General features: G+C 46.6%; 17 protein-coding genes and 1 riboswitch. Of the genes, 8 read left to right on the top strand and 9 right to left on the bottom strand.

What is annotated here, in order from left to right:
- Window positions 1-250: 250 nt before the first annotated feature.
- The gene (typA, locus tag FJQ87_RS03065) at window positions 251-2,062 is read right to left on the bottom strand and encodes a translational GTPase TypA (RefSeq protein WP_140930470.1); all 1,812 of its coding nucleotides are present in this window, start codon (window positions 2,060-2,062) and stop codon (window positions 251-253) included.
- A gap of 400 nt (window positions 2,063-2,462) precedes the next feature.
- On the opposite strand from typA, the gene glnA reads away from it, so the two are divergent.
- A complete protein-coding gene (gene glnA / locus FJQ87_RS03060; RefSeq protein ID WP_140930468.1) occupies window positions 2,463-3,872 on the top strand; it encodes a glutamate--ammonia ligase in 1,410 nt (469 codons plus the stop codon).
- A gap of 73 nt (window positions 3,873-3,945) precedes the next feature.
- Here glnA and FJQ87_RS03055 read toward each other — a convergent pair whose 3' ends face one another.
- Together FJQ87_RS03055 and FJQ87_RS03050 are read right to left on the bottom strand one after the other, a co-directional pair.
- Entirely contained in the window at window positions 3,946-4,755 is an 810-nt protein-coding gene (locus FJQ87_RS03055; protein WP_140930466.1) for a hypothetical protein, read from the bottom strand.
- A 255-nt stretch (window positions 4,756-5,010) separates the two neighbouring features.
- Window positions 5,011-7,197, bottom strand: a complete 2,187-nt coding sequence (locus FJQ87_RS03050; RefSeq protein WP_206194363.1) for an immunoglobulin-like domain-containing protein — start codon at window positions 7,195-7,197, stop codon at window positions 5,011-5,013.
- A gap of 56 nt (window positions 7,198-7,253) precedes the next feature.
- A riboswitch (cyclic di-GMP riboswitch) is annotated at window positions 7,254-7,339 on the bottom strand.
- A 451-nt stretch (window positions 7,340-7,790) separates the two neighbouring features.
- On the opposite strand from FJQ87_RS03050, the gene ovoA reads away from it, so the two are divergent.
- Window positions 7,791-9,896: a 5-histidylcysteine sulfoxide synthase gene (ovoA, locus tag FJQ87_RS03045; protein ID WP_140930464.1), complete on the top strand. Its 2,106-nt coding sequence runs from the start codon at window positions 7,791-7,793 to the stop codon at window positions 9,894-9,896.
- Between the two features lie 60 nt (window positions 9,897-9,956).
- On the opposite strand, the gene FJQ87_RS03040 is transcribed toward ovoA, so the two are convergent.
- A complete protein-coding gene (locus tag FJQ87_RS03040) occupies window positions 9,957-11,507 on the bottom strand; it encodes an AbgT family transporter (protein ID WP_140930462.1) in 1,551 nt (516 codons plus the stop codon).
- A gap of 230 nt (window positions 11,508-11,737) precedes the next feature.
- On the opposite strand from FJQ87_RS03040, the gene FJQ87_RS03035 reads away from it, so the two are divergent.
- From FJQ87_RS03035 to glnG, 3 genes are all read left to right on the top strand, one after another.
- On the top strand, window positions 11,738-12,289 hold the full coding sequence (locus tag FJQ87_RS03035; protein WP_168195130.1) for a DUF4124 domain-containing protein: 552 nt from the start codon (window positions 11,738-11,740) through the stop codon (window positions 12,287-12,289).
- Window positions 12,290-12,738: 449 nt separating this feature from the next.
- On the top strand, window positions 12,739-13,866 hold the full coding sequence (gene glnL / locus FJQ87_RS03030) for a nitrogen regulation protein NR(II) (protein ID WP_240778812.1): 1,128 nt from the start codon (window positions 12,739-12,741) through the stop codon (window positions 13,864-13,866).
- Complete coding sequence (glnG, locus tag FJQ87_RS03025) at window positions 13,859-15,295, top strand: nitrogen regulation protein NR(I) (protein WP_140930458.1); 1,437 nt, start codon at window positions 13,859-13,861, stop codon at window positions 15,293-15,295. The genes glnL and glnG overlap by 8 nt, the downstream gene beginning before the upstream one ends.
- Here the strand turns inward: glnG and FJQ87_RS03020 are convergent.
- Together FJQ87_RS03020 and FJQ87_RS03015 are read right to left on the bottom strand one after the other, a co-directional pair.
- On the bottom strand, window positions 15,243-16,136 hold the full coding sequence (locus FJQ87_RS03020; protein ID WP_140930456.1) for a cation diffusion facilitator family transporter: 894 nt from the start codon (window positions 16,134-16,136) through the stop codon (window positions 15,243-15,245). The genes glnG and FJQ87_RS03020 overlap by 53 nt on opposite strands.
- Before the next feature lie 99 nt (window positions 16,137-16,235).
- On the bottom strand, window positions 16,236-16,715 hold the full coding sequence (locus FJQ87_RS03015) for a Spy/CpxP family protein refolding chaperone (RefSeq protein WP_140930454.1): 480 nt from the start codon (window positions 16,713-16,715) through the stop codon (window positions 16,236-16,238).
- A gap of 189 nt (window positions 16,716-16,904) precedes the next feature.
- Between FJQ87_RS03015 and FJQ87_RS03010 the strand changes: the two genes are divergently transcribed.
- From FJQ87_RS03010 to trmL, 3 genes are all read left to right on the top strand, one after another.
- Window positions 16,905-17,588: a response regulator gene (locus tag FJQ87_RS03010; protein WP_140930452.1), complete on the top strand. Its 684-nt coding sequence runs from the start codon at window positions 16,905-16,907 to the stop codon at window positions 17,586-17,588.
- Window positions 17,588-18,961 carry an ATP-binding protein gene (locus FJQ87_RS03005; protein WP_140930450.1) on the top strand — a complete coding sequence of 458 codons (1,374 nt, stop codon included), beginning with the start codon at window positions 17,588-17,590 and terminating at the stop codon, window positions 18,959-18,961. The genes FJQ87_RS03010 and FJQ87_RS03005 overlap by 1 nt, the downstream gene beginning before the upstream one ends.
- A gap of 73 nt (window positions 18,962-19,034) precedes the next feature.
- Window positions 19,035-19,496, top strand: a complete 462-nt coding sequence (trmL, locus tag FJQ87_RS03000) for a tRNA (uridine(34)/cytosine(34)/5-carboxymethylaminomethyluridine(34)-2'-O)-methyltransferase TrmL (RefSeq protein WP_140930448.1) — start codon at window positions 19,035-19,037, stop codon at window positions 19,494-19,496.
- A 36-nt stretch (window positions 19,497-19,532) separates the two neighbouring features.
- Here trmL and FJQ87_RS02995 read toward each other — a convergent pair whose 3' ends face one another.
- The 3 genes from FJQ87_RS02995 to FJQ87_RS02985 all read right to left on the bottom strand — a co-directional run bounded on the left by FJQ87_RS02995 (window position 19,533) and on the right by FJQ87_RS02985 (window position 22,050).
- The gene (locus FJQ87_RS02995; protein ID WP_168195129.1) at window positions 19,533-20,039 is read right to left on the bottom strand and encodes a hypothetical protein; all 507 of its coding nucleotides are present in this window, start codon (window positions 20,037-20,039) and stop codon (window positions 19,533-19,535) included.
- Window positions 20,026-20,601, bottom strand: a complete 576-nt coding sequence (locus tag FJQ87_RS02990; protein WP_240778810.1) for a hypothetical protein — start codon at window positions 20,599-20,601, stop codon at window positions 20,026-20,028. Before FJQ87_RS02990 ends, FJQ87_RS02995 begins: the two co-directional genes overlap by 14 nt.
- 129 nt (window positions 20,602-20,730) lie before the next feature.
- On the bottom strand, window positions 20,731-22,050 hold the full coding sequence (locus tag FJQ87_RS02985) for an IS4 family transposase (protein WP_140930444.1): 1,320 nt from the start codon (window positions 22,048-22,050) through the stop codon (window positions 20,731-20,733).
- Window positions 22,051-22,118: the final 68 nt, after the last annotated feature.

Raw genomic sequence — 22,118 nt, 5'->3', positions numbered from 1 at the left:
ATGGTTACAATGAATAACTTGTTGGAAAAACCATAGTGACTTTCGTTAGCCCTAAAACTCATGAGCAGCCGATTGGCGGCATAACTAATGCCAGTCTAAATGAGCAGAGCTAAACCCCAACCCCAAAAGACTACCCCCTAAAGCCTAAAGCACAGCGGTTAGAACAAAGAATATAATATTTAAGATAACAAAAAGCCCCGCAGAGTTACCTCTGCGGGGCTTTGACTGAATGACTCAAAGAGTCACGATATTAACCGCGGCTAGCGCGCTTACGATCGTTTTCAGTTAAGAAACGCTTACGGACACGTACGCTCTTAGGCGTTACTTCTACCAATTCGTCATCATCAATGAACTCAAGAGCTTGTTCCAGAGTCATCAAGATAGGCGTGGTCAGTACTTGAGCTTCGTCAGTACCAGAAGCACGCATGTTGGTCAGCTGCTTACCTTTCAGACAGTTAACTGTCAGATCGTTAGAACGGCTGTGAATACCAACTACTTGGCCTTCATAAACTTCGGCCGCATGGCCAATAAACAGACGACCACGGTCTTGCAGACCGAACAGAGCGAATGTCAGAGCCTTACCAGTAGCGTTAGAGATCAATACACCGTTAGCACGTTGACCAATGTCACCGCCTTTGTGTGGACCGTAGTGATCAAAGCTATGGTACAGCAGACCAGTACCAGAAGTAGCAGTCAAGAACTCAGTTTGGAAACCGATTAAGCCACGGCTTGGGATAACGAAGTCGATACGTACACGACCTTTGCCATCTAACTGCATATCTTTCATGTCAGCTTTACGGGTACCCAGCTTCTCGATCACGCTGCCTTGATGCTCTTCTTCAACGTCAACAGTCAGGTTTTCGAATGGTTCACACTTAACACCATCGATATCCTTGATGATAACTTCTGGACGAGAAACGGCTAATTCATAACCTTCACGACGCATGTTTTCAATCAGGATAGATAAGTGCAGTTCACCACGGCCAGAAACGCGGAAACGATCTGGGCTGTCAGTTTCTTCAACACGCAGTGCTACGTTGTGCACTAATTCTTGCTGCAGACGCTCAAGAATATTACGTGAAGTTACATACTTACCTTCTTTACCAGCAAACGGAGAAGTGTTTACTTGGAAAGTCATGGTCAGAGTAGGCTCATCAACAGACAGTGGCGTCATAGCTTCTACAGCGCCAGCAGCACATACAGTATCAGAAATCTTCAGTTCGCCTAAGCCGGTGATAGCTACGATGTCGCCAGCGTTAGCAACTTCAACTTCGTGGCGATCCAGACCCATGTAACCTAATACTTGGCCCATTTTACCGTTACGAACTTTACCATCAGCACCAACAATACTTACCTGTTGGTTAGTTTTGATGCTACCACGGTTAATACGGCCGATACCGATAACACCCACGTATGAGTTGTAATCCAGCTGAGAAATCTGCATCTGGAAGGTACCGTCACTGTCAGCATCTGGAGGAGATACGCGATCAATGATAGTTTGGAACAGTGGAGTCATGTCATCGCTAGCAACATCCGGATCCAAAGTCGCGAAACCGTTTAATGCAGAAGCATAAACAATTGGGAAGTCCAACTGCTCATCGGTAGCGCCTAAGTTATCGAACAGGTCGAATACTTGATCGATAACCCAATCAGGACGAGCGCCTGGACGGTCAATCTTGTTGATAACAACGATTGGCTTCAGACCTTGAGCAAAAGCTTTCTGAGTCACGAAGCGAGTTTGTGGCATAGGACCATCAACCGCATCAACCAGCAATAATACTGAATCAACCATCGACATAACACGCTCTACTTCACCACCGAAATCGGCGTGACCAGGAGTGTCAACGATGTTAATACGGTAATCATTCCATTTGATGGCAGTGTTCTTTGCCAGAATCGTGATCCCACGTTCTTTTTCCAGATCGTTGGAGTCCATTACTCGCTCTGTTGCTTCGCCACGAGTCGCCAGAGTACCTGACTGACCCAGCAGCTTATCAACCAAGGTCGTTTTACCATGGTCAACGTGCGCAATGATTGCGATGTTACGTAATTTTTCTAGCACAGATAAAACCTCTTACCATCAAAAACATTAAGGGCATTTGCCACCGCTAAACAGTATAGTGGTTGCAATAAAAAGTGGTACATTCTACTCTACGGGAGCCTTGCCGCACAGGATTATTTTTTGGCCACTCATGGAAACCTTCGCCAGCTCGCTCATCTGCTCCCAAATGCACCCTAATGGTGAAGTTATCTGCTCCTGCCCCAAAATATATCATCGTGCGCACCATATTGGTGCAAACCGAGTCAACCTCGCTCAACAAGAACCACCAAACACAATATAAACAATAACTTAAATAATTGGCACGACTTTCGCTTTATATTGGCTAACCCTGTCGAAAGCCATTTAGGCAGACAATAATAAATTGATTAGTGAGTGCTTTACCCTACCGGAGGCTTAAACAATGTCGTATGAAGCAGTTTTACAACAATTAGCAGAACACGAAGTAAAATTTGTTGATTTACGTTTTACCGATACCAAAGGTAAAGAACAGCACGTGACTATTCCTACCCATCAAGTAGATGCCGACTTTTTTGAAGACGGCAAAATGTTTGATGGTTCATCGATTGCAGGTTGGAAAGGCATCAGTGAATCTGACATGGTGTTAATGCCAGATCCAGACACTTTCTTGTTAGATCCGTTCACCGAAGAAACTACTGCACTGATCCGCTGTGACATTTTAGAGCCAGGCACAATGCAAGGTTACAATCGTGACCCACGCTCTATCGCTAAGAAAGCGGAAGAGTATCTGCGTGCCACCGGCATTGCTGATACCGTATTAGTCGGTCCAGAGCCAGAATTCTTCCTGTTTGACGATGTCCGTTTTGGTACTGACATGTCAGGCTGTTTCGTAAAAATTGATGCCAAAGAAGCGGCATGGAACTCAGGCACTAGCTATGAAGGCGGCAACACTGGCCATCGCCCTATGGTCAAAGGCGGTTACTTCCCAGTAGCACCTGTAGACTCATCACAAGACTTACGTAGCGCTATGTGTTTAGTGCTGGAAGAAATGGGTCAAGTGGTTGAAGCGCATCACCATGAAGTGGCGACTGCAGGTCAAAACGAAATTGCAACTCGCTTTAATACCCTGACTAAAAAAGCCGACGAAATTCAAATTCTTAAGTATGTGGTTCATAACATGGCTCACGCCTATGGTAAGACCGCAACTTTCATGCCTAAGCCAATCGTAGGCGATAACGGTAGCGGCATGCACGTGCACCAGTCACTGTCTAAAGATGGCGTTAACTTATTTGCTGGCGACAAGTACGCAGGGTTAAGTGAATTAGCTCTGTTCTACATTGGCGGTATTATTAAGCACGCTCGCGCCATCAATGCTTTCACTAACCCAAGCACTAACTCTTATAAGCGCTTAGTACCGCATTTTGAAGCGCCTGTGATGTTGGCATACTCTGCCCGTAACCGCAGCGCCTCAATCCGCATTCCGGTAGTACCAAGCCCTAAGGGTCGTCGCATTGAAGCGCGCTTCCCAGATCCACATGCCAACCCATACTTAGGCTTTGCAGCCCTGTTGATGGCAGGACTTGATGGTATTCAAAACAAGATCCATCCAGGCGAAGCTATGGATAAAGACTTGTATGACTTACCACCAGAAGAAGCAGCAGAAATCCCGCAGGTGGCACGTTCACTGGAAGATGCATTAGCGCACTTAGATGCAGACCGTGAGTTCTTAACTCGTGGCGGCGTATTTAGCAATGACTTCATTGATTCGTACATTACCCTGAAAACTGCTGAAGCTGAGCGCGTTGCTCGCACCACGCACCCACTTGAATTCGAAATGTATTACAGCTTGTAATTGGTTGAATTAACACCAAAAAGCCCTGCGATGCAGGGCTTTTTTATCTCACAGAAGTAACACTTAAAAAATCTTAATTACTCAATATTGGCATTTTATCTAAAGCGATTGAGTCGCCATAAAACTCAATATTCTTATTAAAATCAGTTACCACTAAGCTGATAGTCTTACCCTGCTGATTAAGCGTCACTTCAACACTCGCGCTACTATCAATATTTAGCAATTGCCGCTGCATATCATCACGACTAAACACCCGCACACTGTTTATCGTTAATAACACATCACCGCGAGCAACCCCGGCAGTAGTCACTAATTCAGGGCTGGCATGACTGACAAGCATTACATTAGGTAACTGCGCGCCATGAAGCCCATGGATGTATTCAGCCTCTGTTAATTCATCTCGGGCTTGCTGCCATAAAGCGCGTCTTGCATCAGCTAGCTGACCTTCATTGGCCCAGCCCTCGGCTAACGCTTGCTTTTGTAATGCTACATCAGCCAGTTGCACGCGGGAAACATACGCTTGAGCATTTTGCAGGCGCAACGCCTTGGCCTTGGCATCCTCAATGGGGGCAATTGCTGTGGCACTCGGTTGCGGCGCAAGATTGTCGCTAGGTTTAGCGCGATAAGCTTGCATGTGGCCTGCCATATCACCGCTTAGCCCAGCTTTGACCATGCGCAGTAACCATTCAATTTCTTGCTGCTGCATAGCCACTTCTTGCTGCAGGCGCGCAATCTCAATAGCATCAACACTTTGCTCGGCAAGAATCGATGGCGCTGGCATAGACGCCGCTAACTTAGCATCCATTAACTCGGCGCCGACCAAGCCCAAACCTAAGCTTAAGCTTATGGCGATTGGATATCCGACTATATGAGTGAACTTCATAGCGACCACCACCAATTCAACATAAAACCCACAGCACGTTAACATCAAGTTTGACCAAAATAAAGCGTCATATTCATAACATGTTTTACTAAAACAACAGCTTATAAAGCAGATTAAAAACAGAGTGCAGAACATTAGCGACTTAAATATGCGCAAGGCTTAGCCCGCATGAATACTTAACTCTCGGCCACAAAAAAGCCGCCCGAGGGCGGCTTTAATTAACAGCAGTATTTATTGATAGTTAGACTCGCGGGATTAACGCGCGTCCCAAGCATCCATCCAATAAGCACTGGCACCTGGCGCGTAAGCAGCGCTTGCACACCAAGCGGTATATGGCCAAGGCTTACACTGGTAAATATTGCCATCGCTACCTGTAACCATGTCACCAGCGGCATACTGGGTACCAGCCACATAAGCTGGATAATCACCCGGTGGCAAAGGCTCGCTTTCTTTCAGCATCAGCGTAAAGGCTTGCTTAGACTCGTTACCATCAGTATCAGTTGCCGCCAATTGCAGGCGATACTCACCAGCAATAACTTGTGCTAAAGACAGATTTACCGTTTGCTCTGCTGCAATTTGCGCGGCGAAATCGCCACCGTTAACTATCATTCCGCCAGTATCGGTCACTTTCATAGTAACCATAGCGCTGCGGTTAGTTTTAACAGTCACCGCTAAATCCACGGCGCCATCTTTGATGTGATACTCAGCAGCGATACCGCTAAGTGAAACGCTTAACTTTGGCAGTTCAGGCGATACACCGCCGTCACAATCGCTATCGCCAGCAACGCGCCACACGCCCCACTCACCTGTGCTACCAGGCTCATCACCTTGGGTCCACCAGCCAGCGCTCCAGCTCTTACCCTGATGGCTAACCACTTCATCAGCTAAATAGACTTTATCCGCCTGCCAGGCATTACCACACACCAGCGAGTCATCAGTCACGCGCACTTGACGCGAGGCTGTCACTTGTTGACCAGCATTGTCTGTCACTGAGTAAGTTAAGCTGTAGCGGCCGACAGTATTCACATCCACTTTGCCAGAAACCTGAATTTGAGCAGTAAGATCACCATCTTCCGCATCAAATGCCGTCACATCAGCTAAGGGATCAAATGCGGCGCCTAATGGCACGACGCGATTATCTAATCCACTAAAGACAGGCTTCACGCTATAAACTTCAATTTTGCGGGCATCAACAGTTTCGTTGTCATCATTATCACTGACGCGATAAGTCAGTACATATTCACCTAAGGTGTTGGTATCAACTTGGCCTTCAATCACAATGCGCGAGGTTAAATCACCATTTTCGGTATCCATAGCAGTCACGCCTGCCATAGGATCAAATGTTGTGGCATGCAGCACGCGCGCATGACCTAAGCCTGTGAATACTGGCTTACCCGCTTCTGGTACTGGCGGCACTTGGCTGTGTACAAATGGGCCATAAGCCTTAATGAAGGACTCATTGTATTCATTACCAGCCGCATCACGCCCCATATCCCAGTTAACAGACCAAGTCATAACACCACGCAGCGGCTGACCTTGGTTTTTCAAGGCTTCAAAAGCGCTGTATAAATGCTGTGGATTTTTAACATAGCCAGTGGCCGCGGCATCGTTGCTGGTTGGGATACCAAACACTAACTTGTCGTGAGGGATCTTATAAAAACTGCGACTGCCGTTAATTAATGAATCCGCAATGTAGTAGATAAACTCTTGCTTGAGTTCATCGTTGTTTTGAGCAACCCAACCTACCCCATCAATCCAGATACCATCGCCACCTTGGTTATAAAACTGCGGGTTGATCCAGTCGTAGTAGCCTTCTAAACGCTCTAAATAAGGAACGTATTTGCCACCCGTTGTCAGGTATGGGAATTCTGGAGCCATGGTAATTAAGAAGTTTTTACCTTGAGCGCGGTAGTGCTCTTTCACCATGATTAACGCCGCTGGGATAACCGTCTGGTTATCAGCAGCAGTCACCGCGGCTTGCTCTAAATCTATATCTAAACCATCAAAACCGTAGATATCGGTAAGACGAATCAGTTCATCAGCAAAGGCTTGTTCATCACCGATTTTTAATTCGATATGGGCATCGGCGCCACCTAAGGCTAATAATACGGCGCGGCCTTGACGGTTTAATTCGGCAATTTCAGCAATAAATTCTGCTTCTGATAAACCCACTTGCGGGTCTAAACGAAAGGTAGGAATACGACCTTCAGCTGTGTCATAGACCTTCATAAAAGAGATGTCGACGACGTTATACATAGGGTTAACGTCGCTTAGTTTAACGCATGGCGCTACGCCACCTTTGTAACCGCTGCCATCACACCAGTTATGCCAGTAGCCTACGACGACACCGGCTTCAGGGTTTACCATTTGCGCCTGTAGCGGCTGAGCTAGCCCAGTCAGAGCCAAGACTAACGCACTCAGTGTTAATTTCTTTATCATCATTATTTCCCGTTTCAAATAGAAACAGGTAACGCGAGTTTTTGCACTCGAACACTACCTGTGGAAGCCCCGCTATCTTATGGTTTCACCACTTAGACCGGAGGTTTTGCGTCATGCGCTTTCACGCATTTTGCCTTTATCGCAAGCAGCTTCATGACAAGATGAATCAGCCTTTACAATAACTTGAGCCGCAACAAGCTTGGCTCTAAGTAGTTATGATTGTCACCTTTAATCTTAAAATAAGCTTAAAACCATGCTTAAATATGATTAATAGCATAATTCGCACTCAAATCATTTACTTATAAAAGCAAATAACCCACATCTACCGAACCTTTCGCTCGCTAACTTCATGCTAAAACAACAACTAATCGCCACTATCTACTGGTTTAGGCCGACTAACGCTTAAGCGCTAACCATGCTTGAATATTGAAATAAATTTAGGCTTTAAAACACTCAATCCACTGAAGCAGATTGAGTCGCCATCCCACAACTGATAATGTTTATTAAGATGTTATAAACGTAAACATTATCGCCATCAATCATTATCACCTATGGTGTATATTCAATCACACGGATACGCAGATTAAGGATTGCTCGTGACCTCACTCAATCAAAGTGTTTCTCTTGATGGTACCGATGTTGAAAGTAAACGCGCCGAGATTAAGCGCTATTTCAACCATACTTGGCAGCAATATCAGCAGTTATTCGACCTTATCAATACCGATGACGCCTATTTTCTTAAGGCTGAACCGTTACGTCATCCGTTGATTTTTTATTTTGGCCATACCGCCACTTTTTATATCAACAAACTTAAACTGGCTCGCCTCATTGATGAGCGTATCAACCCTGAATTTGAGTCTATGTTTGCCATAGGCGTGGATGAAATGAGCTGGGATGATGTCAACAGTCAGCACTATGCCTGGCCAAGCGTCTGTCAAGTGCGGCGCTATCGCGATGAAGTGAGCGCTTGTGTCAATCAAGTCATAGATAACCTAGCGCTGAGCTTACCTATTACGGCGCAATCGCCGGCTTGGCTCATATTAATGGGCATAGAGCATGAAAGAATTCATCTTGAAACATCGTCTGTCATTATCCGCCAGCTGCCGCTGCATTTAGTGACGCCCTCAAGCAACTGGCATGCTTGCGAGAGCATGGCTCTAGCGCCCAGCAATCAGTTGCTGCATCAAAGCGGTGGCACTATGACGTTAGGCAAAGCCGCTACCGACATGACTTATGGTTGGGATAATGAGTACGGCCAGCAGTCAGTCACAGTGAATGACTTTGAAGCGAGTCGCTATTTAGTTAGCAATCAAGAGTACCTGGCCTTTGTTGAGGCGGGTGGTTATCAAACCTTAAGATGGTGGACCCAAGAAGGTCAGCAGTGGCTAAATTACACCCAAGCGCAGCATCCAAGATTTTGGCGTAAACACCAAGGTCTATGGTGGCAACGCAACCTCACCGAAGAAATCCCTTTGCCCTTAAACTGGCCAGTAGAAGTTAATTACTTAGAAGCCAAGGCCTTTTGCCATTACTTAAGCGAAGTGCAGCAAAGTCAGTTACGCCTTCCGACAGAAGCTGAATGGTATTGTTTACGCCAAAACGTCAGTGGCGATAGCCAAGATTGGCAAGAAATCCCTGCCAACTTAGGTCTGGCACACTTTGCCTCATCTTGCCCTGTCAATCGCTTTGAGCATCAAGGATTTTATGATGTTATCGGTAATGTTTGGCAATGGAGCGAAACCGCCATCAATGGCCTTAACGGCTTTGAAGTGCATCCCATGTATGATGACTTCTCCACCCCAACCTTTGATGGCCGCCATAACCTCATTAAAGGTGGCAGCTGGATTTCAACCGGCAATGAAATGCAGCATGCCAGTCGCTACGCCTTCAGACGGCACTTTTATCAGCATGCAGGCTTTCGCTATGTGCGCTCAGCGCAAGCATTACCCAGCAATGAGCCAGTGAATATTTACGAAACCGATGAGCTTATTTCCCAGTACTTAGAATTCCATTATGGTGATAGCCACTTTGGTGTGGCCAATTTCTGCGTCAATGCAGTGGCAAGTGTTATGGCTGAAATTGAACCAAACCGCACTCTTAAGGCGCTGGATATTGGCTGCTCTGTGGGGCGCGCTAGTTTTGAACTGGCTAAGCATTATCAGCAAGTGGACGCTATCGATTTTTCGGCGCGCTTTATTTCTCAAGCCATAGATTTATGTGAGCAAGGACAAAAGCGCTGGACTATTACCACTGAAGGCGAGCTGCAAGAATTTAAGAGCGTAAGTCTAACGCAGCTAAACTACCAAGACTTAGCCGCTAACATACATTTTCAGCAAGGGGATGCTTGTAATCTCAAGCCTAGGTTGAGTGGCTATGATCTTATTTATGCTGCCAACTTAATTGATAGATTAACCGACCCCCATAAGTTTTTGGCAGATATGCCTGCAAGGCTTAATAGTCGCGGCTATTTAGTGATCTTATCCCCCTACACTTGGCTGGAGCAGTACACAAATAAAGCCAATTGGCTCGGCGGCTTTAAGCGCGATGCGGAGAACTTTACTAGCTTAGATGGGCTTAATGAGGCGCTGCATCAAGACTTTGAACTGTGCGCCGTGAAGGACATTCCCTTTGTCATTCGCGAAACTAAACGCAAATTCCAACACAGCATTTCGCAGTTATCGATTTGGCGTAAACGCCAGTAAAGAGCATACGCCAGATAGCATAAGGCCCGCATAATGCGGGCCTTATCTTTGACTCTATTATTACAGACCGTAGGTGTAGCTGGCTTGTAATCCTAATGGAATACCAAGACCCCAATAGGCAAGTAAGAACAAGGTCCAACCCACTAAGAAGGCCACCGAATACGGCAGCATCATAGCAATCAAGGTACCTATCCCTGTGTCCTTAACGTACTTCTGGCAATACACCACCACTAACGGGAAGTAAGGCATTAACGGCGTAATGATGTTAGAGCTTGAATCACCAATACGGTAAGCGGCTTGGGTTAAATCGGGTGAAATGTTCAGCTGCATCAACATAGGCACAAAGATAGGCCCTAATAATCCCCACTTGGCAGAGCTTGAACCCACAAACAAGTTAACAAAGGCTGTCAGGAAGATGATGCCGACGATAGTCACTGAACTTGGCAAGGCTAATGCTTTTAATACTTCAGCGCCTTCAATGGCCAGCAAAGCCCCCAAGTTAGACTTAGTAAACGCCGCCACAAACATGGCGCAGAAGAATGCCATGACTATGTAGTAAGCCATGCCACCCATAGACTTGCTCATGGCAGCAATCATGTCGCGTGAGCTAGTGAAAGTGCCAACCATGAAGCCATAAATGGCGCCAGGGATCCAGAACAGTAAGAAGATAAGCGGCACGATAGATTGCATTAATGGCGCTTTAAAATCTGTCAGCTCACCGTTAGCGGCGCGCATGGCAGAATCCGCTGGAGCGCTCGCTAAATACAACAGCACTAAACCTAAGACCATCACCATAGAGGCAACATTAAAGGCGCGTTTCTCTTTCGGGCCCACTTCATCAAATGAAGGTAAACCGCTGGTATCGCCGTCAACCTTAGTCTTTTGCAGTCTAGGCTCAATAATCTTGTCGGTAATGTACCAACCTAACAGCACGATAAATAAGCTCGATGCTGAGGTGAAGAACCAGTTATTGAGTGGATTGACTGAAATGGCAGGGTCGATAATTTGCGCCGCGCTCTGGGTGAAACTTTGTAATAACGGATCTAATCCCGATGGCACAAAGTTAGCGCCAAAGCCGCCGCTCACGCCAGCAAAAGCTGCCGCAATACCCGCTAACGGATGACGACCCACAGCAAAGAAAATAACCCCAGCTAATGGGATTACTAACACGTAGCCCGCATCAGTTGCGGTATGGCTAACTATAGAGATTAAAATAATCGATGGGGTTAAGTACTTAGCTGGCGTGACTTTCAACATCAATTTCAATGCTGTATTAATAAAGCCAGAATGCTCAGCCACACCGACACCTAACATGGCCACTAACACTACGCCAAGCGGCGCAAAGCTAGTAAAGGTGGTCACCATAGAGGATAAAAATCCCACAATGGCAGAACCTGTCAGCAAGTTATTGACTTCTAACGGTACACCGGTGCGAGGATCTATGGTCGCAAAGTCCATCTGCGCAAAAATGGCAGATAATCCCCAAATTAATAACATCCCCAGTAAAAAGATTACCGCAGGATCGGGGAGTTTATTCCCCACTCGTTCAATGCTATTTAGCATTCGGCTTAGTATGCCGTTCGATTCTTGACTCTCGCCTGACGTCGCCATCTTGATCTCCTCTAATTTTTTTTAGGCTGCTACCTTAGAGACAAAGCTCGTGAGATACAAGCTTACAAGCCTGGGAACGTAGCCAAAGTCGATAACCTTAGCCATATTTGGCGGTTACTTAGCTGAAACATTGTCTACCTATGGACGAGCTGCTGCAAAATCCATCAAACAACTAGGCACATTCGCCCAAAATGAGTAACCTTAAGCAACACAGTTTAAGGATGCTAACTATGTCTGCACAATACCGCGTTTCCTCTCTTACCGCTGTAGTGATAGCGCTACTCCTTGCAAGTTCAACGGCCGATGCTAAAGTGTATCGCTGGGTTGATGCCAAAGGAGGCGTACATTTTTCCGATGTACCGGTTGAAGGCGCCATAAAAGTTGAGCTTAAGCCTGAAACGAGCAATCAAATCTTACTGCCACCCGCACAAGTCAAAGCGGTAGATTTGACCGCCAGTATTAATTATCAGCTCAGCATTAGCTCACCAAGCAATGAAGAAACCATCCGCGACAATAATGGCAATTTTATTGTGACGCTCACCCTAGCTCAGGAGCGGCCTCGCGGCGCGCTTTACCAATTATTGCTTGATGGCGCGCCTTATAACCAAGGCCAAGCCTCTTCCTCATTTGAGCTAACAGGTGTTAATCGCGGTAGTCATACCCTGCAAGCCTTGTTAGTGACTGGCAATGGCCAGACCTTGGCCCAAAGCGGCGTAATTACTATTTTCATGCATCAAGCGGTTTATCATCCACCGAGACCACAGCCGCGCACTGCTAAGTAGTTACATTTGCGACGCTAAGTGTTAGTAAAAAATGAAGTCATCAATGGAGTCATCAATTGGGCAAGCTAAATCGCCCGCTGCAATTTACCCCTTAGCCTAGTGGCTAGCAGCATAATTAGCCGCGGGCATAAATGTGGCTAGTCATTACATCCCCCGAGCGAAACACAATTTGTACTCAGTTAACTGATTGTCCAATCAAGTTAGCTGCAACCTCGGCTAACCTCATGTTAATTAACCTAACTTTTAGCCAAATTTTTATTGCTACCTAAAAGCGGCAGTAAACTTGCATGCGCCAGAGGCACAAGGGAAATAATTAAGTTGTGAGGCACTGACTCAGGGCATAAAGCGCTAGCCATAAGGGCTGACACGGCAAGGCTTCGCACTTGTCCATTGCACCAAGTTGGTGCATCATAAGCGTTAACCCCTGCTTATCGCCAAGGAAACCGTCTATGACCGCCAAAGATATGCGCCGCTGGGATGATGATAAGCTACTCAATCATATGATGACGGCTGTGATAGTCATAGATAGTCGCTGCCATATTCATTATGCCAATTCGGCCGCAGAGCAATTATTTAGCATTAATCGCCACAAGCTCAGCGAGCTTAGCCTGATGGATCATTGCCAATTACCAGAGGCCTTAAGTGAGCGCTTAGCTGCGGCGGTAGAAAATGGGGTGGGCTTGTATTTCAGTGCTATCACTATCATCACCCAAGAAGGCCATCCCTTTAGCGTTGACTTAACCTTAAGCCCGCTGCCAGATGACACACTTGCGATATTAGAGCTTAAACAAGTAGATCAACAGCGGCGCATTGATCAGCAGCTGAATCAAGAAGCTCAGCAGCAAGCGGCGCAGTTTTTGGTGCGCAACCTTGCCCACGAAATTAAAAATCCCTTAGGCGGTTTACGCGGCGCGGCGCAGTTATTAGAGCGCGAGCTCAGTGACCCACAGTTGCAAGAATTCACCCAAATGATTATTGAGCAAGCCGACCGCCTAAGAAATCTGGTGGACAGGTTACTTGGTCCGCAAAAGCCAAGCTTGCACGCTTACAATAATATTCATTGGGTAACTCAAAAAGTACTGCAACTGATCACTGTCACTTTGCCAAGCAATATTACATTACTGCGCGATTATGACCCCTCTATTCCAGATAGCGTGATGGATGCCGAGCAGTTACAACAAGCCTTGCTCAATCTCATTCAAAACTCGATTCAAGCCATGGGCAAGCAATTTGGCACTATTACTTTGCGCACTCGCACTCAGCATCAAGTGACTCTTGGCAGTCAACGCCACAAATTAGTGATGGAAATTAAAGTGATAGATAATGGCCCCGGGATCCCTGACGCCTTAATGGATACCTTGTTTTATCCTATGGTGAGCGGCAAGGCCGATGGCAATGGCCTTGGGCTTTCTATTGCTCATAACATAGTGCGTCTTCATGGCGGGCGCATCGATTGCCAGTCGGAACCCGGACACACTGAATTTACCTTATTATTGCCACTTCGCAGTCAAGGCCCACAATTGGCGCCGAGCCATTTCGACTCAACTTTAAGCGTAAGCGAGACCCACGATGAATGAACAAGTCTGGATTTTAGATGATGATACTTCGATTCGCTGGGTCTTAGAGCGGGCATTAAAAGGCGCAGGCATTAGCAATGCGAGCTTTAGCGCCGCCGAATCCTTATGGCAGGCACTGACAGATGCTAAGCCGCAGGTCATCATCTCAGATATTCGCATGCCAGGAACCGATGGCTTAACTTTGCTCAGCCGCTTGCAGCAGCATTACCCGCGTATTCCTGTGATTATTATGACAGCGCACTCAGATCTTGATAGTGCAGTGAATGCCTATCAAACCGGCGCCTTTGAATACTTACCTAAGCCTTTTGACATTGATGAAGCCATTAGCTTAGTGGAGCGCGCACTGTCACACGCAAGTGATACTAAGACGCAACCCCTTGAAGCGCCTATTATCGCCCATCAAGAAATCATCGGTGAAGCGCCTGCCATGCAAGAAGTGTTTCGCGCCATCGGCCGCCTCTCGCGTTCATCCATTAGCGTGCTGATTAATGGTCAGTCGGGCACAGGTAAAGAGCTAGTCGCGGGCGCCCTGCATAAACACAGCCCCCGTAAAAATCAGCCATTTATTGCTCTTAATATGGCGGCCATACCTAAAGATTTAATTGAGTCAGAACTCTTTGGCCATGAAAAAGGTGCCTTTACTGGCGCCAGTGCCGTGCGCCATGGCCGCTTTGAACAAGCCAATGGTGGCACCTTGTTTTTGGATGAAATTGGCGATATGCCACTGGATGTGCAAACTCGGCTGCTGCGGGTATTGGCTGATGGTCAATTTTATCGAGTTGGTGGCCATTTACCAGTTTCTGTGGATGTGCGCATTATCGCAGCAACCCATCAAAATTTAGAAAGTCGGGTAGAAGCAGGGCTATTTAGAGAAGATTTATTTCATCGTCTCAATGTTATTCGCGTACATATTCCATCCCTTGCCCAAAGACGGGAAGACATACCGCAATTAGCCACACATTTTTTAGCGGCCGCGGCGCGTGAAATGGGCGTTGAAGGCAAAGTGTTAAGCCAAGGCGCCATTGATACTCTTAAAAGCCTGCCATGGCCGGGTAATGTTAGGCAGCTAGAAAATACCTGCCGCTGGCTCACGGTTATGGCTTCTGGTCAAGAGATTTTAGTGCAAGACTTACCCGCGGAATTATTGCAGCGCCCAGTAAGCACGATGGCGAGCGCGCCTGTAACTAGTAACTGGCAAGCTTTGTTACAGCAAGAAGTACAGCAAAGATTAGCGGCGCAAGAAATTGATATTCTGAATCAACTTGCCCCAGAGTTTGAGCGAATTTTATTGGCCTGCGCCCTTGAGCATACTCAAGGGCACAAGCAAGATGCGGCGCGCTGCTTAGGTTGGGGGCGTAATACCCTCACCCGTAAGCTTAAGGAACTTGATGGTGAGGCATTAACTGTACTGGATCTTGATGGACAATAACTTCAGCAGAATCAAATGCTTTCATTATGCGTTTTTCAGCCGCATCGGCGGCTGAATGCGCCTTAAATAGGCTCTGATTACCATCTAACTCAAGATGCAGCTGAATAAAAGTGGTTTTACCCGATTGCCGAGTGCGCAAGTCGTGCACCCCGAGTACTCGCCCATCTTCAATGGCTAACGCCACGATTTTATCGCGGGTTTCTTGATCTAATTCTTTATCTAACAATAAATTAGCGCTGCGATAGGCAAGACCTATGGCTTGATAGCCAATATAAAAGGCAATCAAAACCGCAAATAAGCCATCGGCCCATAACCAGCCTTGTGTTGCCAGCACTAAGGCAATTAACACTGCGGCATTTAGCAATAAGTCAGATTTGTAATGCAAAGAATCGGCTTCAACCACACAACTTGATGTCATGCTTAAGGCTTTTTTCTGCAGCAGCACTAAGGCGAGTGTCATCACTATAGCAATCACAGACACCCAAATACCCACATCGGCATGTTCAACGGGCTGCGGATCAAACAGGCGTTGACCACCGTGTAAAAACAGTAGTAATGCAGAACCTGCGATAAAGGCCGATTGCGCTAACGAAGCCAAGGGCTCAGCTTTACCATGGCCATATCTATGGTCATTATCAGCAGGCACAATTGCGTAGCGAATGGCTAATAAATTAACGATAGATGCAAGCGCATCCGCGAAGGAATCAGTGAGCGAAGCCAACATACTGGCAGAGCCAGAATATTGCCAAGCGAATAATTTAATAGCAATTAAGGTCAAGGCAGTGGCTACCGACGCGCGGCTGGCAAGCTTGACCCAAAAATCATAAGAAGAACTAGTCATAGTCACGATAGATGCAAAATTTATCGGCTATTGTATACCCAAACTTATCGAAATCACACTGAGTAACTCGCCTAAGCTTACTCAGTGAATCGATTGAAATCATCGGATTTTTTGGCAGGTATCTATGCGCTGTTGCCACTGTTGCTGCTGCTCTGGCGTCAACAGATTGTAAGCTTGATTGCGCACTCTTAAGTTATCAATCGCTCGTGCTTGGCGGGTTTCAGACTGTTTTTCCAATAAGGCTTTGGCGGCAGTTTCATCAAACTGTGGCGCTGTGATGAGGGCGTGCATAGCTTGTCTATTTTCAGCACGAGCCTGCTGGCGTGACTCTTTACCTTCATCAGAGTGAGTCTTTTCCATCAGTTGCTTAAATTGCTGGCGCTGCTCATCACTTAAATCTAAGCCTTTAAACATCTTATGCATGCCTTTAGCACTCATGCCGTCACAGCCATGGCTCTGGTGATGCTGTTGATGATAACGATTTTGGTGCTCGCTTGAGCCTTCACCTGTATCTTTGGCCATGGCCGCTGTTGAAAAATATGCCGTGGCTACCAGTAATAAAATACTTTTAATTTTCATAGGGATTCCTTTTTAGCTTCATCAAATTAACGGGACCCAAACAGTATACCCAGCCCAATGTCAGCCAGTGCTAAGACTAGGTAAAGCTAGGTAAAGATGTCTGTCCAAGATTTTTACTTTCGCGTACATTGAGTGCTAACGCACCAGCACCTTGCGATGCCCCTAATTCCATTGAGTAAAATCGTTACCATGAATTCTCTGTTACTAATTGATGATGATATCGGCTTAAGTGAACTACTAAGCCAATTGTTAGAGCTTGAAGGCTTTCGCTTAGATTTAGCCCATGATGGCGAGCAAGGGCTAGCGCAAGCGCGCCGCCATAATTACGACTTAATCTTGCTTGATGTCATGCTGCCAAAACTCAACGGCTTTGAAGTCCTTAAGGCCATTCGCCAAGACAAACAAACTCCGGTGCTGATGCTGACCGCCAGAGGTGATGAAATTGATAGAGTTGTGGGGCTTGAAATCGGCGCCGATGATTACTTACCCAAGCCTTTTAACGATAGAGAGCTAATTGCAAGAATTCGCGCCATTTTACGCCGCGCCCACAACCCGAGCGCCAAGCAAGCAGAGACTACTCAGCAACTGGGCGATCTGAGCCTTGATCATGCGCGCCAAGAAGCCTTTTGTCATCAGCAACTACTCATGCTCACAAGCACTGAATTTGCACTACTGGCAGAACTGGTTACCCATGCTGGACAACAAGTCAGTAAAGAGCAGCTAAGTGAAGTGGTACTGGGCAAAAAACTCATGCCCTTTGATCGCAGCCTAGATATGCATCTGTCTAACTTACGCAAAAAACTCCCGCCAAGGGAAGATGGCCGCCCGCGAGTGAAAACCTTACGTGGCAAGGGCTACATCTGGATACCTTAATGCTAAATAAAACACCTAACCGACTGTTTATCAAATTATTAGTGGGATTTTGGCTGTGCAGTTCTGTCATTATTGCCGCCGTTGCCTTACTGCCTTTAATGCAGCAAAACTATGATAGACAAGCCATTCCTACCCAGTTGCAGCAATTATTGGCTGAAGCCGCGGCGCAGCTGCAATCTCAGCAAGATTTCGGCCAGCGTAATCCAATGCGAGCGCTCAATAGTTGGCTTAACCGCCATCCCAGATTTAACAATAAACACTTAAAACTGTATCTGCTTGATAGCCAAGACAACCTGCTGAACTCCCACGCTAACACTAAGCTATTACGCCATTTTCAATTAATGGTTGATGATGTCGGCCACCCCATAAGTCATCAGTTTCGCAACGACTTGATGTTTGGTCCCTATAAATTTAGCGTCAAAGGCCAAGTATATAGCCTCTATGGCCGCTTTCCTGAGCATCATCCACGGCCATGGTTTTTATATTTAGCCGAACATAAAGGACTGACTCTCGCACTCGCCATCTTATTATCTGGCCTACTGTGCGGCTTATTAGCTTGGCATTTAGGTAAACCCCTGCGCTTACTTAAGCAAAGCGCCGATGCCATAGCGAGTGGCAATTTAACCACCCGCGTCGATGATGCTATCGCTCATCGCAAAGATGAAATCGGCCAACTCGCGCAAGCCTTTAACTTAATGGGAGACAGTATTGAGGCTATGGTGCTTGCTCAGCAGCGCCTCATTGGCGACATTTCCCATGAACTGCGCACTCCGCTTACTCGCTTACAATTAGCGCTCGCGCTCGCACGCAAACAAGGCTTAGAAGGTAAAGAGTTAGCCCGCATTGCCCATGAAGCCGACCAACTTGAATGCTTGATAGCTGAGCTATTAGAGCTCTCTCGCGTTAAAGCCAATTTGCCTGAGTCGCGTAAATTGTTGGAGCTCAATGAAACCTTAGATCAAGTGTTAGGCGACGCCGAATTTGAAGCCGAACATCAAGGCAAGGTGCTGCATATTCAACTGCCCGCAGAATTAGTGTTTAGCCATTATCCAAGGCCGCTTAGTCGCGCCATTGAAAACTTACTGCGTAACGCCATTCGCTACGCCAAGCTCAATATTTGGATTTCAGCTGAAGTGCAAAATAACCGCCTGCACATTAGCATTCTCGATGATGGCCTGGGGGTTGATGCTGAGTCGTTACCGCATTTATTTAAACCTTTCTACCGACCTGATAGCGCTCGCCAACGCGACAGCGGCGGCTGGGGACTTGGCATGGCAATAGCAGCAGCGGCCATTGCCGCCCATGATGGTGATATTGGCGCGTATCAACAAGCACCCAACGGTTTACTACTAAAGATAAGCTTGCCCTTGTGATACTGGTCTGCTTGAGCGAACTGAGTATAATGACGGCCTGTTTGATGATTCACTTTAACTAAAGCGGCCGTCTATGCTCCATATTGCTTTGTATGAACCTGAAATTGCACCGAATACGGGCAATATTATGCGCTTGTGTGCCAACAATGGCTGCAAGTTACACCTGATTGAACCGTTAGGGTTTGATTTAGAAGAAAAGAAGTTACGCCGTGCGGGCTTAGATTATCGTGATATGGTCAATGTGGTGCGCCACCCTAACTTTGACGCTTTTCTGGAAACAGTTAAGGGGCAGCGAATTTTAGCCTGCACCACTAAAGGCAGTCGCCCCCACAGTGAACTTAGCTATTGCGACGGTGATGTGTTGCTCTTTGGCCCTGAAACCCGCGGTTTACCTATGAGCATCATTGAAAGCATTAGTGCCGATTTACGCTTACGCATTCCTATGCTGCCAGAAAGCCGCAGCCTTAATTTGTCAAACTCGGTTGCTATTATTAGCTACGAAGCGCTGAGACAATTAGGTTATCCAGGCTGCTAAATTCTTTATAGTTAAATACTGCTGTGTGCCTAAGTCCTAAACCTTAGGCACAAGATCGACACTTAAAAATACTTGATAGGTTTCAGAGTCATCATCTAGGTACTGTAATTGCTGTTGCCATTGCCAGCCCACAGCTAAGGGCTCAAAAATCAGCTTAAGCAATGCTTCCCTGCCATTGACTTCTGTCAGCCCTAAAAACGAAAACCCATCGCCATAATCATAAAGACTCACATCAATCTGTCGGAACTTGCCATGGTTATCGCGTTGCATCAATTGAATACGATCAGGAAGCTGCACAAACCACCAGCTTGAGGTCGCAGCATCCGTTTCTAAGGTCGTCATCAGCATCAATTGCTTGCCATCATGACTACAAATGGCTTCAACTTGAGCAGCAAGGTAGCGCCGCGCCGTACTTGCCGCAGGCCCTACCCATTGTCCAGCAATCACACCACACACATCAGCAAAAGTGGCTTGCTCCTTAGCAACAGCAAGGCTGTTGCTACTTAGGCAAGCGCATACCAGCATGCACCTAAAATAATTCAATATCATCTTTGGGAATATGTTGATCATCTTTATAGGCGGCTATCGCGACTGCCAATGGCGCACCTTGAAGGACGAGGTCGAACATTTTTCTTTCACAATCAAGAGTATAGTTGAGTTTAATTTCGGCTTGAACGTCTTCCCAGCAAGCTCGGCTAAGGCGCTTTTCAGGATCCCGCAACACACGCTCGGTCAGCTCAAGGCCATGGATAACGTGTACCAGACGTTGGGACAGGCGATCGTAAAATTGAAATGCCATTATGCCTTGATCTATCTGGGCTTCGAGCACTTGGCCATGGGTTTTTACAGTTTGCGGGGCGCTAGGACTATTTTCTAAAAAAGCATTCATCTGTCTTAAGTGAGCTGCCATTAAGGTGAAATATTCACCAAGTCCAGTCACATTATGGTCGCCATCAGATAGGGTGAGTTCGATTTGCGCCATAGAAACGAGGATCATTTTCACGGTTTCATGCACATGCAACCAATTCACTAGGGTACATAATTCCTCTTTGCCCTCAAGATCCATCCCGAGTTCAGCGTGTTCCTGATGTTTATTCATAGCCATAAGTATCATCCCTGTTACTCGATTAAAACTAACTGCCACTTTTGTAATAACAATAAGTGTAGAACAGCATCTAGATAAACGCGGGATAAGCCAATAAAAAACCCACAGCTAAAGGTTAATGCCACTCGCTTAAGAGCGAGTGGCATTTTTACTTGGATATTTCACTGTTTTCTTTAGCACCACACGCGGGTAGCTGGGCCGCTTCCTCTTTGGGGGTAAAATCAACCTTTTGCCATTTTCCCTCAGTCGTTTTAAGTGCTGTGGGATCGCTCCCGGACTCCCTCTGTCACTCCAACCAAACTCATCCTGTATTAAAAACAGAGCATTAATGAAACTTATCCTCTGTGGCTCAACTTTATGCTGCACTGCCATTGCGGCCATCTCTAGCCGAACAATATTGTAGGTCGTTAAGATCCCCCATAATTCTTGATACACCCCATCCTTCTTCTTACTGCGCAGGACAGGTTTATTTTCCAGTTGATATTGCTTTAGCTCACCATAACCCCTCTCTATCTCCCATCGCTGCCAATACACCTTGAGTAAATCGTTCACTGGATAGCTGTTGGGGCATAGGCAGGACGTGATAAACCCTTTGATATCACCTTTGGGTGACGGAATAAGGATAAGGCGGGCTTGCCAGCTCTCCCCCAGATAAGGCGCTTGCTGTTTAGCTTGGGGTGATACCGGCATCTCAACCAGATGGTCATACTCTGAGAATGACTCGATAATTTGATAGCGGGTCTTAGACTTTATCGGGGTTAACCAATGGGTGTTTGCACCGCTTCCTTGCCAGCTGATGAGCAATTCGGCAGACATAAACCCACGGTCAAACAACGTGAGCGAATTCTCGGGAGCTGAGCCAACCAATTGCTGTGCATAGTGAATTTCACTGTGGGTAACAGGCCCGAAAGCCGCATCAGAAAGTAAGTGGCTACGAGTAGACATTAAGGTGACCGCCAGCACAGAGGGAAAAGAAGCCGTGCTTTGTGCAAAGCCAAAGTGATGGTTTTCTTCAGTGTTATGCGTCTTAAAATACGTCCCATCAACACTGAGCAATTTCAATCCCGCTATCTCATCAAATTCGCACTGTGTTTCCCACTGTGCAGCGGTTGTTTTGAACAGATAACGCATGGGCTCTGAACCCAACTTTTCTTTGGCTTTGATGATACTACTGGTCGCCAGTGGCGGGAGCTCCCCCTTGGAGTCGGGAAATGCCAGTGAGAGCGTATCACAGACTTGCTGAATCGAGCGGTTACGCATCAAACCAATGCCTAGAACCAACCAAACAGCTTGCTCTGCAGGGAAACGGCGGGTTCGAAGCGAGGCCCTGCCAGTTTGTTGCACAGCCTCAGCCACCCAATCCATGGGAACATGTTTGGCGAATACATCAATATCTTGCGCTTGGAAAAATTCAGCGGTAACGAGTAGCTCTTTAGAAAATTCAGACATAAAAAAATCAGCTGCAACTTAGGTTGCGGCTGATTATGAAGCCCTTGAAAGATCGTTCAACTACTTAA

Origin of the sequence: Shewanella sp. SNU WT4 (assembly GCF_006494715.1) — a bacterium.
Classification (GTDB): domain Bacteria; phylum Pseudomonadota; class Gammaproteobacteria; order Enterobacterales; family Shewanellaceae; genus Shewanella.
Note: the sequence above shows the minus strand (reverse complement) of the source record. Positions and strands in the feature narration are given on the sequence as shown.

Excerpts from the sequence above, each read along its gene's own strand:
- glnA (WP_140930468.1), top strand. The coding sequence starts at position 2,463 with ATGTCGTATGAAGCAGTTTTACAACAATTAGCAGAACACGAAGTAAAA.
- FJQ87_RS03055 (WP_140930466.1), bottom strand. The coding sequence starts at position 4,755 with ATGAAGTTCACTCATATAGTCGGATATCCAATCGCCATAAGCTTAAGC.
- FJQ87_RS03050 (WP_206194363.1), bottom strand. The coding sequence starts at position 7,197 with ATGATGATAAAGAAATTAACACTGAGTGCGTTAGTCTTGGCTCTGACT.
- FJQ87_RS03040 (WP_140930462.1), bottom strand. The coding sequence starts at position 11,507 with ATGGCGACGTCAGGCGAGAGTCAAGAATCGAACGGCATACTAAGCCGA.
- FJQ87_RS03035 (WP_168195130.1), top strand. The coding sequence starts at position 11,738 with ATGTCTGCACAATACCGCGTTTCCTCTCTTACCGCTGTAGTGATAGCG.
- glnL (WP_240778812.1), top strand. The coding sequence starts at position 12,739 with ATGACCGCCAAAGATATGCGCCGCTGGGATGATGATAAGCTACTCAAT.
- glnG (WP_140930458.1), top strand. The coding sequence starts at position 13,859 with ATGAATGAACAAGTCTGGATTTTAGATGATGATACTTCGATTCGCTGG.
- FJQ87_RS03020 (WP_140930456.1), bottom strand. The coding sequence starts at position 16,136 with ATGACTAGTTCTTCTTATGATTTTTGGGTCAAGCTTGCCAGCCGCGCG.
- FJQ87_RS03015 (WP_140930454.1), bottom strand. The coding sequence starts at position 16,715 with ATGAAAATTAAAAGTATTTTATTACTGGTAGCCACGGCATATTTTTCA.
- FJQ87_RS03010 (WP_140930452.1), top strand. The coding sequence starts at position 16,905 with ATGAATTCTCTGTTACTAATTGATGATGATATCGGCTTAAGTGAACTA.
- FJQ87_RS03005 (WP_140930450.1), top strand. The coding sequence starts at position 17,588 with ATGCTAAATAAAACACCTAACCGACTGTTTATCAAATTATTAGTGGGA.
- trmL (WP_140930448.1), top strand. The coding sequence starts at position 19,035 with ATGCTCCATATTGCTTTGTATGAACCTGAAATTGCACCGAATACGGGC.
- FJQ87_RS02990 (WP_240778810.1), bottom strand. The coding sequence starts at position 20,601 with ATGGCTATGAATAAACATCAGGAACACGCTGAACTCGGGATGGATCTT.
- FJQ87_RS02985 (WP_140930444.1), bottom strand. The coding sequence starts at position 22,050 with ATGTCTGAATTTTCTAAAGAGCTACTCGTTACCGCTGAATTTTTCCAA.